12 protein-coding genes and 1 pseudogene are annotated in these 15,261 nt (G+C 36.9%); 8 read left to right on the plus strand and 5 right to left on the minus strand.

Going from position 1 to position 15,261, the window contains the following annotated elements; translation table 11 throughout:
• Window positions 1-1,590 (plus strand): annotated as a pseudogene (locus QZN33_RS08905) (4Fe-4S binding protein); the annotation flags it as partial.
• Between the two features lie 383 nt (window positions 1,591-1,973).
• Window positions 1,974-3,134, plus strand: coding sequence for an MFS transporter (locus QZN33_RS08910; protein ID WP_296791244.1), 1,161 nt, complete (start codon window positions 1,974-1,976; stop codon window positions 3,132-3,134).
• A 23-nt stretch (window positions 3,135-3,157) separates the two neighbouring features.
• Here QZN33_RS08910 and QZN33_RS08915 read toward each other — a convergent pair whose 3' ends face one another.
• The 3 genes from QZN33_RS08915 to QZN33_RS08925 are packed head-to-tail and all read right to left on the minus strand — an operon-like array spanning window position 3,158 to window position 3,978.
• On the minus strand, window positions 3,158-3,544 hold the full coding sequence (locus QZN33_RS08915; RefSeq protein WP_296791247.1) for a type II toxin-antitoxin system VapC family toxin: 387 nt from the start codon (window positions 3,542-3,544) through the stop codon (window positions 3,158-3,160).
• 13 nt (window positions 3,545-3,557) lie between these two features.
• Window positions 3,558-3,689 (minus strand): hypothetical protein, encoded by a 132-nt coding sequence (locus QZN33_RS08920; RefSeq protein WP_296791251.1) that lies wholly within the window; start codon window positions 3,687-3,689, stop codon window positions 3,558-3,560.
• A gap of 52 nt (window positions 3,690-3,741) precedes the next feature.
• The gene (locus tag QZN33_RS08925; RefSeq protein WP_296791254.1) at window positions 3,742-3,978 is read right to left on the minus strand and encodes a hypothetical protein; all 237 of its coding nucleotides are present in this window, start codon (window positions 3,976-3,978) and stop codon (window positions 3,742-3,744) included.
• Between the two features lie 155 nt (window positions 3,979-4,133).
• Between QZN33_RS08925 and glyA the strand changes: the two genes are divergently transcribed.
• Together glyA and QZN33_RS08935 are read left to right on the plus strand one after the other, a co-directional pair.
• A complete protein-coding gene (gene glyA, locus QZN33_RS08930) occupies window positions 4,134-5,402 on the plus strand; it encodes a serine hydroxymethyltransferase (RefSeq protein ID WP_296791257.1) in 1,269 nt (422 codons plus the stop codon).
• 6 nt (window positions 5,403-5,408) lie between these two features.
• A complete protein-coding gene (locus tag QZN33_RS08935) occupies window positions 5,409-6,101 on the plus strand; it encodes a dihydromethanopterin reductase (acceptor) (RefSeq protein WP_296791261.1) in 693 nt (230 codons plus the stop codon).
• On the opposite strand, the gene QZN33_RS08940 is transcribed toward QZN33_RS08935, so the two are convergent.
• Both QZN33_RS08940 and QZN33_RS08945 read right to left on the minus strand, forming a co-directional pair.
• Window positions 6,087-6,413: a DUF192 domain-containing protein gene (locus tag QZN33_RS08940; RefSeq protein WP_296791264.1), complete on the minus strand. Its 327-nt coding sequence runs from the start codon at window positions 6,411-6,413 to the stop codon at window positions 6,087-6,089. The genes QZN33_RS08935 and QZN33_RS08940 overlap by 15 nt on opposite strands.
• A 51-nt stretch (window positions 6,414-6,464) precedes the next feature.
• Window positions 6,465-7,145, minus strand: coding sequence for a DsbA family protein (locus tag QZN33_RS08945; RefSeq protein ID WP_296791266.1), 681 nt, complete (start codon window positions 7,143-7,145; stop codon window positions 6,465-6,467).
• A gap of 338 nt (window positions 7,146-7,483) precedes the next feature.
• On the opposite strand from QZN33_RS08945, the gene ileS reads away from it, so the two are divergent.
• Genes ileS through QZN33_RS08965 form a run of 4 tightly spaced genes read left to right on the plus strand, consistent with a single transcriptional unit; the run spans window position 7,484 to window position 15,257 of the window.
• Complete coding sequence (gene ileS, locus QZN33_RS08950) at window positions 7,484-10,720, plus strand: isoleucine--tRNA ligase (protein WP_296791268.1); 3,237 nt, start codon at window positions 7,484-7,486, stop codon at window positions 10,718-10,720.
• A gap of 9 nt (window positions 10,721-10,729) precedes the next feature.
• A complete protein-coding gene (purL, locus tag QZN33_RS08955; RefSeq protein ID WP_296791270.1) occupies window positions 10,730-12,871 on the plus strand; it encodes a phosphoribosylformylglycinamidine synthase subunit PurL in 2,142 nt (713 codons plus the stop codon).
• 21 nt (window positions 12,872-12,892) lie between these two features.
• The gene (gene glp / locus QZN33_RS08960) at window positions 12,893-14,110 is read left to right on the plus strand and encodes a gephyrin-like molybdotransferase Glp (RefSeq protein WP_296791273.1); all 1,218 of its coding nucleotides are present in this window, start codon (window positions 12,893-12,895) and stop codon (window positions 14,108-14,110) included.
• 16 nt (window positions 14,111-14,126) lie between these two features.
• On the plus strand, window positions 14,127-15,257 hold the full coding sequence (locus QZN33_RS08965) for a site-2 protease family protein (RefSeq protein ID WP_296791276.1): 1,131 nt from the start codon (window positions 14,127-14,129) through the stop codon (window positions 15,255-15,257).
• Window positions 15,258-15,261: the final 4 nt, after the last annotated feature.

The raw sequence follows: 15,261 nt of genomic DNA on the forward strand, positions 1-15,261 counted from the left end.
ACCTGAAGAAGCTACTGCAAAAGCTAAAGATTTAACACGTATGGCTGTTGCAAAAGCAAGATTACTCGAACCATTAGAAGCTACCAAAGTAGCAGTAGATAACAAAGCATTAGTTATCGGTGGTGGAGTTGCAGGTATTCAGACCGCATTAGATTTAGGTGACATGGGATTCAAAACCTACATGGTAGAAAGAAACCCAACCATTGGTGGAAGAATGGGACAATTAGATAAAACTTTCCCTACTCTTGACTGTTCAATGTGTATTTTAGCACCTAAAATGGTAGACTGTGCAAAACACGAAAACATCGAATTAATTTCCTACGCAGAAGTTAAAGAAGTTGACGGTTACATTGGAAACTTCACTGTAAAAGTTGAGAAAAAAGCTAGATACGTAGACGAAGCATTATGTACTGGATGTGGCCAATGTCAAGAAGTTTGTCCTATTGAAATACCTAACTACTACGACGAAGGTGTCGGTATGGTTAAAGCTGCTTACATTCCATTCCCTCAAGCTGTACCATTATGTGCAACTATCGATAAAGACTACTGTATCGAATGTAACTTATGTGTACAAGCATGTGGACCAGAAGCTATCGACCACAACCAACAACCTGAAATTATCGAATTAGAAGTTGGTACTATTGTCGCTGCTATCGGTTACGACCCATTCGACCCATCCGGAATTTACCAATACGGATACGGCCGTTTCTCAAACGTTATTACCGCTATGGAAATTGAAAGGATGATTAACGCATCCGGTCCTACCGGTGGACACGTAATCAAACCTTCTGACGGTATCGAACCTAAACGTGTAGCATTCATCCACTGTGTAGGTTCAAGAGATGAACAAATCGGTAAACCATACTGTTCCAGAGTATGTTGTATGTACTCCATGAAAAACGCTCAATTATGTATTGACCACGAACCTGATACGAAGAGTTCTACAAAACATCTCAAGAAAAATACGGTATTGAATTTATCAGAGGTAAACCAGCACAAATCTTCGAAAACGACGATTTAACCTTAACTATCAGAGCAGAAGATACTTTACTCGGTAAAGTAACTGAATACACTTACGATTTAGTTGTTTTAAGTGTAGGTCTCGAACACTCTGCTGGATCTGACGAACTCAGACAAACCTTAGGTCTCTCCAGATCTGCAGACGGATTCTACATGGAAGCTCACCCTAAACTCAGACCTGTTGACACCTTAACTGACGGTGTTTACATTGCTGGTGTAGCACAAGGTCCTAAAGATATTCCTGACTCCGTAGCACAAGGTTCAGCTGCAGCATCCAGAGCAGCAATCCCAATGGCTAAAGGAGAAGTAGAAATCGAACCTATTATTGCATCTAACGATGAAACCGTTTGTGGTGCTTGCCAAGTATGTGTAGAATTATGCCCATTCGACGCTATTTCTATCGCAACTGGTGTAGGTGGAAAAGAATTTGCACAAATTAACTCCGCATTATGTAAAGGATGTGGAACTTGTGTAGGTGCATGTCCATCTGGTGCTATGAACCAACAACACTTCAAAACCGAGCAAATTATGGCACAAATCAGTGCTGCTCTTGAAGACTTAGGTAAATAGATTTAGAGATTAATTTCTCTATTTCTTTTTTTTTTTCCAAAACCATTGACGTTAATGTAAAATCCGATTAATTATTTTACATGTTTTTAATTTTGATCTGTTTATTTTCACTGATAATTTGATTTAAATGCTGTTATTTTCATGGCAAAAAATTTCAAGTTTTAGAATTTTCTTTGGTTAGCTTTTTTGATACTTATCAAAAATTTTATATAATTTTAAATGTAAAATAAATTTGTACAAAAAGTACGTAATTATTTTATGAATTTAATAGGGGTTAGATTTATTCTAGCTGTCATATTAAGCTGTTTTTATCATTTGATTAATATTTGAATGATTTTGTATATTAAGTAAGTATAACTATTGTTATTAAAGAGGAATGAAACATGAGATCCAATCCAAAAATACTTTTATATATCCTGATGCTGTCAACACTGGCAATCAACACTCCTTTAAGTATTATTGGAATAATATCACAGATTTCTGAGTATTTTAACACATCAATTGCCCTGTCCGGTCTTTATGTAAGTTCATTTACATTTACAATTGCAATAACAGGTCTTTTTATACCAGTATTCTTTTCAAAACTGGGCAGAAAAACCACATTTGTTTCAATCCTGTCTCTATTTGCGGTTTCAAATCTTTTTATAATTTTTACCAAAAGCATTTACATTGCATCATTTTTTAGGATTCTCTCGGCAGTATTCTATCCGGCATTCATATCAGTCGCTCTGACATTCTGCGAAGAGATTGCTCCTGAAGGTGAAGGACAGGACTACATTACAAAAATACTTCTTGGAATTTCAGTCGGAAGCATAATTGGTCTTCCAATCACTACATGGTTTGGAGGTGTATTTGGCTATCAGGCAGCCATGACATGGATCTTTTTGATAAATCTGATTTCATTAGTGCTGATTGCAGTATTTTTCCCAAGCATCCCGGGTGAGTCTAAAAGCTATGGGATGTCATTGTCATCAGTTAAATCAAAAGAATTTATATTGGCCACAGTCGGAATTATAATGATGCCTATCGGAGCAAGCATAGTTTATAATTACATGCCATACTTCCTGCAGACCGTCAGCCACATATACACTCATCAGTTAAGCATATTTCTGTTTTCCTATGGTCTGATTTCAATAATTGGTACATGGTTAGGTGGAAAACTGATAGTCATCAAAGACAAGGCCACATTAATCATTTTCCAGCTGGTGTGCGCTTCAGTATTTTTGGGATTATTTGTCTTTGCAGATTATCTGATTCCTGTTTTAGTTTTATTTTTGATATTCGGAATACTGGACGGAATGGGATACAATCTCATACAATATATTGAAACATCAGTTCTTCCTGATATTCCCGAACTTGCAAACGGTATATTTTTAAGCGTTCTCAATGGTGGAATTGCAATAGGCATTGCTATCGGAGGATTTCTGGTAGATGGATTGGGAGTAATGTCAATATTCATTTTTGGAATAATGTTTTTACTCATTGCATTTGCTTTACTGGTTTATGTCATTTTAGTTTTAAAAATTGATTTAAAATATAGTTAATCAAATTTTTTATTAGTTGGTGATTAATGTATTCTATTTATTCCGTTAGCTCTGTCGAAATCACTATCAAAACTAATTATTTCTGTAATATTTTCTTTTTTCATTAAATATATGTACATAGAATCAAAGAATGAAATTTTTGAATCATATTTAACGAATATTTCCATAGCATCATCGAAAAATTCATAATCATCGATTACATTTACTATCTTTGGAAGTGTTCTATAGATTTCACGTATTTCTTTGGTGTTCAATTTATTTTTTAAAACAGTAATGGTTTCTGCAATGACAAGTTTTGAGATGATAAACTCATCTAGTTTTATTTTTTCGAATATTTCAACAGCTTTCTGATGCCATTGATCATTAGATACGAATAAGGCAACAATGAATGTTGTATCTAAAAAATACAAGATTAACTACCTCCTATTTCATTTTATGTTTTAGATTGACACAGTTAATTGGCATAGTAGCAGTATATCTTCCAATCATGTCTTTTAAACTAAGGTGAGTTTCAACATTTCCTAAATTGTTTTTGTTATTTTTATTGATATTCATAATATCACCTAACATTATGTTAGATACCTAACTATTTAAAGTTTTCCTAAATTTAAAATTTACCATTTTTGAAGTCATGTTTTAATTTAACTGAATCAATAGGTTCTTTTGATGTGTATCTTCCTATCATATCTTCTAAAGTTAATTCTTTAATGAAATCCAATTCTACTTTTCCATTTTCATTGATTTTCCATTCAATTTTATAAGTTTTATCTAAATCGAACTCTTTTCTAATTTCTGCAGGAATCACTGTTTGAAATTTGTCATAAATGCTTGTAATACTAACCATCCAATCACTTCCTAACTATACTTTGCTATTCTAACCTTAAATAAATATTGATTTTTTAATAGTAATTCAGTTCTTATTATTATTTCATAAATCTTATATTAGAAGATAAACAAAAATTAAATCATAAATATATAATTGGATATTAGGTGTAATAAATGGCTAATTATCATGACGAAATTTTAAACTTTGAAAAAATTGCAAAAGAACATACTGAATACATGAGAAATAGTATAAACCTTATTGCTTCTGAAAACGTTACCAGTGTAGAGGTAACTGAAGCTCTGGCTACTGATTTTGCTCACAGATACGCTGAAGGTCAGGCTTTTGAAAGATTCTACGAAGGATGCCAATACGTAGACTTGGTTGAAGATAAAACCAAAAAACTTTCATGTAAAGTCTATGACTGTGACTATGCCAATGTTCAGCCTGTTTCCGGTGTAACTGCAAACCTTGCAGCATTTTTCGGATTTGCAAAACCTGGTGAAAAAGTAATGGCTCTTGAAGTACCTTCAGGAGGTCACATCTCCCACGCTGATGTTAGTGCAGCAGGTATCAGAGGCCTTAAAACAGTATTCCACCCACTTGACAAAAACGTAATGAACATTGACATAGATGCGATGAACAAAAAGATTTTAGAGGAAAAACCAAAAATAGTACTCTTCGGTGGAAGTTTATTCTTATTCCCTCACCCAATTAAAGAAGCTCGTGAAGCAGCTGATGAAGTTGGCGCAACCATAATGTATGACGGGGCACATGTTTTAGGTTTAATTGCAGGAGGACAGTTCCAGCAACCTCTAAAAGAAGGAGCAGACCTCATGATGGGAAGTACCCACAAAACATTCCCAGGTCCTCAGGGAGGAATTATTCTCTCACACAAGGAAAACGAAGAAATCATTGACAACGCAGTGTTCCCTGGTGTTGTAAGTAATCACCACCTCCACCACTTGCTCGGTTTAGGTATTGCAACAGCTGAAATGCTGGAGTTCGGTGAAGCATACGCAAAACAGACCATCAAAAACGCTCAGGCATTAGGTCAGGCAATGTATGAATTAGGCTTTGACGTGTTATGTGAAGATTTAGGATTCACCCAGTCCCACCAGATTGCAGTTGACTTAAGCTCAATCAGGTCAGCATCAGACATTGCAAAAGAACTCGCTGACAATAACGTAATCCTGAACAAAAACCTGCTTCCTGGAGATAACAGAGACAACTCCGATGATCCGTCAGGTATCAGAATAGGTACTCAGGAAATTACAAGACGTGGATTAAAAGAAAAAGAAATGGAAGAAGTTGCTCAGTTCATCAAACGTGTTGCAGTTGACAAAGAAGACATTGCTGATGAAGTTGCTGAATTCATGAATCAGTACACAACCTTAGATTACGCATTCTCTGACAGAGATGCTTATCAATATCACAAATTATAGATTAAAATGAGAATCGCATTTGCATTTACCGGAGCAGGTCATTTACTTAGGCAGTCAGTCCATGTTGCCCGTGAACTTGCTAAAGATCATGAAGTAACTGTATTTCTGTCAGGTGCAGCAGAAGAAGTCCTTAAGATGTATGGGCTTTACGAAAGCGTTGAAAGGATTACTGGTGGAAAATACCGTGAACTGGCTACTGATTCAAACCAAAAGTTCTCATATCCAATTACAGGCCGTTTATCCCTAGGTAAATATGACTTGCTGATAGTATCACCTGCTACTGCAAACACAGTTTCCAAAATAGTCTATGGTATAGCCGATACCTTGGTAACCAATGCTGTTGCACAGGCCGGAAAAGGCGCTGTTCCGGTTTATATGGTGCCTGTTGATATTCATCCCGGACCAATAGATACTGTGCTTCCTTCAAAAATAGAACTTTCAAAATGTGAAGGTTGCGATGACTGTGTTGCTGCTCTTGCATGTGAACAGGGTGCAATCATTCCTCATTCCGAAATTGACCTTACAAAATGTATCGGATGCGGACTTTGCAGAAACACATGTCCTAATGATGCAATTTCAGAAGGAAAAATCATAACAATCTATATGCGGGAGATTGACATTGAAAATACCCGCAAACTCTCAGATATTGACAATATTCAGATATTTGAAAATCCGGAAGATATTTTAGACAAAATCTAATTTATCTCCAATTTCTATTTTTAACCTGTTTTTTTCACTTTCCAAAATAAATTCCGCTTTTTTTGAAGGTTTATAGAATCTCCATGGCTTTAACGTGGCCTTGTCGAAAACCCTTTTTTCATCATCCAGAAAATAAACATCAATGTCAAATCTCATAAAAAGAGTATGGATAGATGAGTCAGCAAGTCCTGTGAAAAGCATTGCAGATGCAATTTCACTTTTTCCCATCAATCCTTTAAAACGCTTAAAAAAAGTATCTGCAACTTCAATATTGATGTTAAAGTATTCACCAGTCGTTTTATTTATAATCATTAATTTAAATATCTGTTTTATGATATTTAAGTCTTTAACAAGGTTAAATCATTATTGAGGTATGCTTCCAAACCCATATGTTTTTGATTTGATGTTTCCTTCATCAAAATCCTTAAGAGCTGTTTCAAACTCCTCGGTTGAAAATACTCCAGGTATAATCAGCTTTTCCTCTTTTTTTGTTAATATAAAACATGGTGTTGCAGTAATGTGGTGGCTTAAAGCCTCTTCCTTGTCAAGTTCCGCTTCGATATTGTAGTAGTTGTTGTCAAGAATTCTTTTAATTTCACTTTCAGCTATTCCGCAGGAAAGTGCAAGCTCTTCGAGAAGTTTATTGTCTGCAATATTTTTGTTCTCGCAGAAGTTAGCATAAAAAATCTTTTCAACAAGATCAAGTGTAACTTCCGGATGAAATGCCTGTGCGAACTTGGAGAGTCTGTGAGCATCCTTTGAGCTTCTGAAAATCATATCCTTAAAATTGATTTTTAAGCCGTCTTCAAGAGCAATATCTTCAATCTCTTCAAGTCTTTCTAATGCTTCGCTTTCTGTGATGTCATACTTTTGGGCGTATCTTTCACGTGCACTAATGCTGGCCTTTCCGGTCAGTGATTCAAGTTCAAATGATCTGATTTCCCATTCTGTGTCCAAATCCAAATTTTCAACGGCTTTTTGGAGTCTTTTAAGTCCGATATATGAGTATGGACAGTTAAAGTCGATTAAATAAATAATATTCATTTTTTATCATCTTTTTTCTTTGATTTGTCCTTTTTGGATAATTTGTATAATTTTACGAAATTATCGATGGTTCTAATGATTGTGTTGTATTTTCTGTAAAATCCCATATGATTATTTTTGGATATTATTTTATATCAATTTTTTCTGTATTTTCAAGCAGCTTCGCTTGCCTCAATATTTCCCTTTGGTGAAAATAATCCTAGTTTTTAATTTAAAAACACTCAGATTTTTAAAAATTTTCTAAATTGCCATAACCTTTATTTATTATCTAAAACAAAAAGATACATATTATAAATTTTTATTTACCTATATTAATTTTAATTATTTGAGGAGTTACAATGCCAATAAAAGAGGCAGAAAAGTCATACAACCATGAAAAGATAGAAAAGAAAGTTCAAAAATTCTGGAAAGAAGAGGAAACTTTCAAAAAAGTAAATGAACTTAGAGAAAAAGGCCCTAGATATTCATTTTTAGACGGACCACCATACTGCAGCGGTAAAATCCACCTTGGAACCGCATGGAACAAGGTCATTAAGGATTCATACCTTAGATACAAATCCATGAACGGATTCAGCTTAAGAAGACAGGCAGGATGGGATATGCACGGTCTTCCAATCGAAAACAAGGTTGAACACCTTATGGGAATTCAGTCCAAACAGGAAATCGAAGAAGAAATCGGTATCGACAAATTCGTTGACAAATGTAAAGAATTTGCAATCGAAAATAAAATTGCAATGGAACATGAATTCGACCAGCTCGGTGTATGGATGGACTGGGACGACCCGTACATGACACTTGATCCGAAATATATGGAATCATCCTGGTGGACACTTAAAAGGGCACATGAACAGGATTTGCTTGTAAATGACCAGAGAGTAATCAGCTGGTGTCCTCACTGCGGAACCGCACTTGCAGCGGCTGAAATAGAATATGAAGAAAAAGTCGACCCTTCCATATTCATCAAATTCCCTGTTGCAGGTGAAGACAATACATATTTCCTTGTATGGACAACAACTCCGTGGACACTTCCTGCAAACCTTGCAATATGTGTAAATCCTGAATTTGACTACGTTTATGTCTCAAAAGACGGCGAAACCTACATCATAGCCGAAAACCTGATGGAAGACGTTTTAGGAAAACGCATAAAAATCCACAGAACCAAAATTCCTGCCGAATCCGAGGATGAAGAAGACAAAATCATCGAAGAGGAAGAAATCAGATACGAAATCATAAAAAGCGTAAAAGGCAGCGATTTAGTCGGCATGGCTTACGATTATATTTTAGCTGATGAAATTCCAAAACAGATGGAATTCGACTCAGAAATTGAAAAAGTACATACAATTTTACCTGGAGACCATGTAGAGCTCGGCGAAGGTACAGGACTTGTACACACAGCACCAGGTCACGGTCCTGACGACTTTGAAGTAGGTCAGGCAAACGGCCTTCCAATATTCTGTCCTGTCGGTGAAGACGGATGCTTTACAGATGATGCCGGCAAATACACAGGTAAATTTACAAAAGAGGAAAACCAGCAAATCATTGAAGATCTTCAGGCTAAAAACTTAATGTATCATGTTGATACCATTGAGCACAGATACGGAGTATGCTGGAGATGTAAAACTCCTATCATTTACCGTGCAACCAAACAGTGGTTTTTAAAAGTAACTGACATCAAACAGAAAATGCTTGATGAGATTGAAAAAGTTGAATGGATTCCTAAATGGGCTGGTGAAGGCAGATTCCATGACTGGGTAGACAATGCACGTGACTGGACCATTTCAAGACAAAGATACTGGGGAATTCCAATTCCTATATGGGAATGTCCTGACTGCGGAGAGCTTAAGGTAATAGGTTCCCTTGCAGAGCTTAAAGAAGAATCCTTGAATGAAATAAATGTTTCAGATTCAGAACTTATCCACAGGCCATATGTTGATGAAGTGGAAGTAAAATGTGACAAATGCGGAAGTTCAATCAAAAGAATTCCTGATGTTCTTGACGTATGGATTGACTCAGGTGTAGCAGGATGGGCTTCACTGTACTATCCGGAAGAAAAAGAAAAATTCGAAGACTGGTTCCCTTATGATTTCATCACAGAAGGTCACGACCAGACAAGAGGATGGTTCTACTCACAACTGGGTACAGGTGTTATTTCAATGGGCAGGAGCCCATATCAGAAAGTTCTCATGCACGGATTTGTTCTAGACGACAAAGGAAACAAAATGTCCAAATCATTAGGTAATGTAGTAGCTCCCGAAGAAGTAATTGAAAAATATGGTGCGGACGTTTTAAGATTCTACCTTTTATGGGCTTCAAAACCGTGGGATGATTTAAAATTCGTCTGGGATGAACTTCTAAACATCAACAAGATGATGAACATCCTCTGGAACGTATACGTATTTTCAACAACCTACATGTCCCTTGACAGTTTCGACCCTACTAAAATCACTGAAGATGACATGATTTTAAGATCTGAAGACAAATGGATTGTCTCAAGAGCAAACTCCTTAATCAAGGATGTGGCTGAAGACCTCGATAACCTCTTCTTCCACAAGGCAACAAGAAAAATCCACGACTTCATACTTGAAGACTTAAGCCGCTGGTATGTAAGACTTATTCGTGGAAGAACATGGGTTGAAAGCGATGATCCGGACAAATTAGGTGCATATTACAGCCTATACACAGCAATTGTTAAATTAATAACAGTATTATGTCCTATAGCTCCTCATGTATGTGAAGAAATCTATGAAAACCTTGTAAAAGGAATCAATCCGGAGGCACCGGAAAGTATTCACATGCTTGACTGGGAATATGACAGCGATAAGATTGATGAAAAGCTTGAAGCTAAAATGGACGTTGTTCGTCAAGTTATCGACGCATCAATAAGAGCACGTGACATGGCACAGTACAAGCTCAGATGGCCGGTTTCAGATATTACAGTTGTATCTGACGATGAAGAAGTACTTAAAGCTATTGATGAGCTGTCCGATATTATCAAAGACCAGTCAAATACCAAGGAAGTCTTATCAGCAAGTGAATTCGACAAGCTGTCATATAATGCAAAACCTAATCTCAAAATTTTAGGTCCAAAACTCAAAGGAGATATGGGTAAAGTTGTAAAAGGCCTTAAAACTGCTGATGGAAATGAAATTAAAGCAGAACTTGAAGCAAACGGTACTGTAACAATTGAAGGAATAGAACTGAACTCAGAAGAAGTACTATTTGATTCAGAACTTCCTGACGACTTCGTATCATCTGAGTTTGACGGCGGAAACGTATTCGTAAATACAAACATCACTCTCGAAATCAGACAGGAAGCAATGGCTCGTGAATTAATCAGAAGGGTTCAGGACATGAGAAAAGACTTGGATTTAGATGTGGAAGCTAACATTGACGTAAATGTAGAGACATCAGCACAGTTCAAGGATCTGATTGTTCCTCAGTCTGAATTCATTTCACATGAAATCAGAGCTAAGAACTTAATAATCTTTGACGGTGAAGAATGCAGTAAAGATTCTGAATATTATACTAAAGAATGGGATATTGAAGGAGAAAAAGTAATTATTTCAATTAAATAGGTGTTTAACATGACTTTAGCTGATTCTGAAATTGAATATATTGAAGGAATCCTCGGAAGGGAAATGAACGAACTTGAAGAAGGAATGCTTGACGTAATGTTTTCCGAGCACTGTTCCTACAAAAGCAGCAGACCTTTCTTAAGAGCTTTTCCTACTGAAGGTGAAAACATTATTTTAGGTCCTGGTGACGATGCAGGACTTGTATCCGTAACAGACAAATACGCTTTGGCGGTAGGTATGGAATCCCACAACCACCCATCAGCAATTGAGCCTTACGGAGGAGCAGGTACCGGTATCGGCGGAATTTTAAGAGACATCATTTCAATGGGTGCAATGCCTATTGCACTTCTCGATTCACTCAGGTTCGGACCTCTTGAAGAAGATGAAAAATCAAGATACTTATTTGAACATGTAGTTAAAGGAATTTCCGATTACGGAAACCGTGTAGGAGTTCCTACCGTTGCAGGTGAAATAGAATTTGACGAATCATTCAGAACTAATCCTCTTGTAAATGTAATGTGTGTCGGTCTTGTAGAAAAGGACAAAATCGTAAGGGCACAGGCACCAAACATAGGCGATGTATTCCTTTTAATGGGAGGTACAACCGGCCGTGACGGAATTCATGGAGTAACATTTGCATCAGAAGAGCTTACGTCAGATTCTGAAACTGAAGATAGGCCTGCTGTACAGGTAGCAGATCCTTTCACCAAAAAAAGAGTTCTTGAAGCATCTTTAGAAATTCTTGAAAAAATCAATGTCAGCGGTGTTAAGGACTTAGGTGGAGGGGGTCTTACATGCTGTATTTCAGAACTTGTAGATGCTTCTGAAAACGGAGCATTAGTGGATTTAAGAGCAATTCCTCTAAGAGAAACCGGAATGACTCCATATGAAATCATGCTTTCAGAATCACAGGAAAGAATGGTATTTGTCATAAACCCTGATGATGTTGAACTTGCTCAGAAAATCTGTGACAAACACGAAATCGTATCCTCCGTAATCGGTGAAGTAATCGAAGGAAACAGCATGATTATTTCAGATGAAGGTGAAGAACTTGCAAACCTTCCAACAATTCTTTTAGCAGACCCACCTTCAATTGACAGGCCAATTAAAGAAATTCCTGAAGATACTCAAAAAGTGGAATTGAAAGAACCTCCAATAAAGGACTCTGTGCCAAAATTATTGTCAAGCCCAAACATAGCTTCAAAAGAATGGGTTTACAAACAGTATGATCATGAAGTTCAGGTAAGAACAGTTGTAAAACCTGGTGACGATGCAGCGGTTTTAAGAATTGATGATGAAACAGCTATTGCACTTACAACAGATTCAAACACAATCCACACAAAATTATCACCGTTTGACGGTGCCGGTGGATGTGTTGCAGAAGCAATAAGAAACGTCATCTCAATGGGAGCAACCCCTTATGCTGTTGTAGACTGTTTAAACTTCGGAAATCCTGAAACTCCTGAAATATTATGGCAATTCAAGACAGCTATTGAAGGAATGTCATTAGTAGCAGAAAACTTCAACGCACCTGTAATCAGCGGTAATGTAAGTTTCTACAATGAAACTGAAGGAATCAAAATCAATCCTACACCTGCAGTCGGTGTAATCGGTGTGGAAAACATCAAAAACATCAGAACCATGGACTTCAAGAATGAAGGAGATAAAATCATTTTAATAGGTAAGACTTATGATGAGTTAACCGGTTCTGAATATCACAGAACTGTTCATGGTTTAGAAATTGGAACTGCGCCAAGAATAAGAATAGATGAGGAAGTTGCAAACGGACAAACTGTTTTAAGATTAATTGATGAGGATGCAGACAAAGACATCACTGCAGTTCACGACGTATCTGCAGGAGGTCTTGCAGTAGCATTATCTGAAATGGTTATCAAATCAGGTCTTGGATGTGAAGTAGAGTTAAAAGATGACGATTTGGATAAAATCCAATTGTTATTCTCAGAAAGTCATGCAAGATACTTATTAACAGTTAAAGCTGACGCAGCTGATGATATTTTATCAAAAATAGATGTTGAGGCAAAAGTCATTGGTGAGGTAAAAGGAACTTCATTAAACGTTAACGGTCACGAATTCAGTTATGAAGACTTGAATGACGCATATCATGGTGTCATTGAAAAATACATGGCTTAAATGCTTGGGGGAGTTTTAAACATGTTCTTGTCTAAATTGGATTCAGTAAAAAATGCTTCAAAGCTAATACATGACAATCAGAAATTAACAGACATAGAAGAGATATCAATTTACGATGCTCACAAAAGAGTTCTTGCAGAAGACATAATGGCATTTCATGACTCACCTCCTTTTGATAAATCTGCAATGGATGGATTTGCATTAATTGCGGAAGACACATTTGGAGCGGGCCAGTCAGCTCCTAAAGAATTTAAGATTATAGATGCAATCGGCGCAGGTGATTTTTCAACAAAAACAGTTAAAAACGGTGAAGCTATTGTAATAGCAACTGGAGCACCGATTCCAGAAGGAGCAAATGCTGTTTTGATGAAGGAATACACTACCGAAGACGGGGATGATTTAACAATTTACTCTCAGGTCACTCCAGGTGAAAATGTCTCTCCAAAATCAGAGGATATCAAAAAAGGCCAGAAAATCCTTGATAAAAATACTTTTATCAGATATCAGGAACTGGGTTTGATTGCTTCAGCAGGTTATGATAAAGTTAAAGTTTACAAAAAACCTAAAGTCAAACTCATTATCACAGGAAATGAGCTTGTAGAGCCTACAAAAGAGGAAATTGATGATGCAAAAATCATCAACTCAAATCAGTTTACAATTAAGGCAATGATTGAAGATTCCGGTGCAGTATGTGATATTACACATGCAGGAGATTCTTTTGATGAGGTAAAACAGGCAATTCTTGAAGCATCAGCCGAATATGACGTTCTCATGACAACCGGCGGTACAGCAATCAGTAAAGGGGATGTCGTATTGGATGTTATAGATGAGATTGGTGAAATACTCTTCCATGGTGTTGCAATGAGGCCGGGAAAACCTGCAGGTGCCGGTATTGTCAACGGCAAAATGGTATTCACATTTTCAGGCCAGCCTGTTGCGGCAATGTCACAGTTTGACGTTTTTGCAAGAAAGTATCTCTTTGAAATGCAGGGAAGATCATTTGAATTCAATGTTGTTTTAAGGGAATCTCAGCTTAAGATTCCTTCACAGCTGGGAAGAACTGATTTCATACGTGCCGCTTCAGATAATGAACATGCAAAACATGTGCTTAACAGAGGTTCTGGCATAATCAGGTCAATGGTTGAGGCGAACAGCTATATCATCATAGACGAAAATGATGAAGGATATCAGAAGGGCGATATGGTTGAAGTAGTCTTCTTTGATTCACTACTTTGGTAGAGGAAGTGTAAGTTTAATGAATGGTATTTATTATTATTTGATAGCTTTTGCTGTCATCTGGATATTGGCAGGAATATTTCATGAAAGATTATCCAATCACGGCTTTGAGATAAACTTCCCTGTGATAATGTGGAAGACTCAAAGGCTTAGGGGACTGATATCCAGAATTTCTAATTTTTCACCAAGATTCTGGAGATGGTTCATGAATCTTGGAATCGTTGTTGCATTCGGTGCTATGATATTTATTACATGGACGCTTGTAAGTTCACTGCCGTCAGTATTCGATACTCCTGCAGTTTCCATAGTCATTCCTGGTGTGGAAATGCCAGGCTCATCGATTTACATTCCATTTGTATATGGTCTTATAGGTCTGGCGACTGTACTGGTAGTTCATGAGTTTTCACATGGTGTACAGGCGGTCGGAGAAAAGATTTCAATCAAATCAATCGGTTTATTATTGTTTGCAATCATTCCTGGTGCATTTGTAGAGCCTGATGAGGATGAACTTAAAGAGGCAAAGAAAACTTCAAGGCTAAGGGTTTATGCGGCAGGTTCTGTTGCCAATATTTCTTCAGCGCTTATCGCATTGCTTTTGGTGTCACTTTTTTCAGCAGGAATTCCTGCATTTTTTGCAGAAGACGGAATAGCAATTGATAGAATAGTTACAGATTCACCTTCTGACGGTATTTTAAAGGAAGGAATGATTTTGGATTCTGTAGATAATCATAAAATAAACAGTTCTGAAGATTATGTTGATGTTGTAAGTTCATATAAGCCGGGAGATAACGTAACGGTTCACACTGATCAGGGCAGCTATACTTTAACACTGGATAAAAATCCTAACAATGAATCCAGAGGATTTTTTGGAATTCAGGCAATCAAGCATTTTGAGATGATAAATAACAGTTTAGGTCCTGTCCCTTGGATTTTATTTGAGCTGATAGAGCTATTCCAGTGGGTTGCAATGCTGAACCTTGGAATCGGGCTGTTTAATCTGCTTCCGTTAAAACCATTGGATGGAGGATACATGCTTGAGATACTGCTCAGCTATAAATTGTCTGAAGAGCAATATAAACCGTTGGTTAATTCTCTATCTGTTGTAATGGCAATGATAATTGTATTCAGTCTGGTTGCTGGTTTTTTATAGGTTA

The organism is uncultured Methanobrevibacter sp. (assembly GCF_900314615.1).
Lineage (GTDB): Archaea > Methanobacteriota > Methanobacteria > Methanobacteriales > Methanobacteriaceae > Methanocatella.

Bases quoted from the DNA above. Each gene is read 5' to 3' on its own strand.
- glp (WP_296791273.1), top strand. From the start codon at position 12,893: ATGTTCTTGTCTAAATTGGATTCAGTAAAAAATGCTTCAAAGCTAATA.
- QZN33_RS08935 (WP_296791261.1), top strand. From the start codon at position 5,409: ATGAGAATCGCATTTGCATTTACCGGAGCAGGTCATTTACTTAGGCAG.
- QZN33_RS08945 (WP_296791266.1), bottom strand. From the start codon at position 7,145: ATGAATATTATTTATTTAATCGACTTTAACTGTCCATACTCATATATC.
- QZN33_RS08910 (WP_296791244.1), top strand. From the start codon at position 1,974: ATGAGATCCAATCCAAAAATACTTTTATATATCCTGATGCTGTCAACA.
- QZN33_RS08925 (WP_296791254.1), bottom strand. From the start codon at position 3,978: ATGGTTAGTATTACAAGCATTTATGACAAATTTCAAACAGTGATTCCT.
- QZN33_RS08920 (WP_296791251.1), bottom strand. From the start codon at position 3,689: ATGAATATCAATAAAAATAACAAAAACAATTTAGGAAATGTTGAAACT.
- ileS (WP_296791268.1), top strand. From the start codon at position 7,484: ATGCCAATAAAAGAGGCAGAAAAGTCATACAACCATGAAAAGATAGAA.
- QZN33_RS08965 (WP_296791276.1), top strand. From the start codon at position 14,127: ATGAATGGTATTTATTATTATTTGATAGCTTTTGCTGTCATCTGGATA.
- purL (WP_296791270.1), top strand. From the start codon at position 10,730: ATGACTTTAGCTGATTCTGAAATTGAATATATTGAAGGAATCCTCGGA.
- glyA (WP_296791257.1), top strand. From the start codon at position 4,134: ATGGCTAATTATCATGACGAAATTTTAAACTTTGAAAAAATTGCAAAA.
- QZN33_RS08940 (WP_296791264.1), bottom strand. From the start codon at position 6,413: ATGATTATAAATAAAACGACTGGTGAATACTTTAACATCAATATTGAA.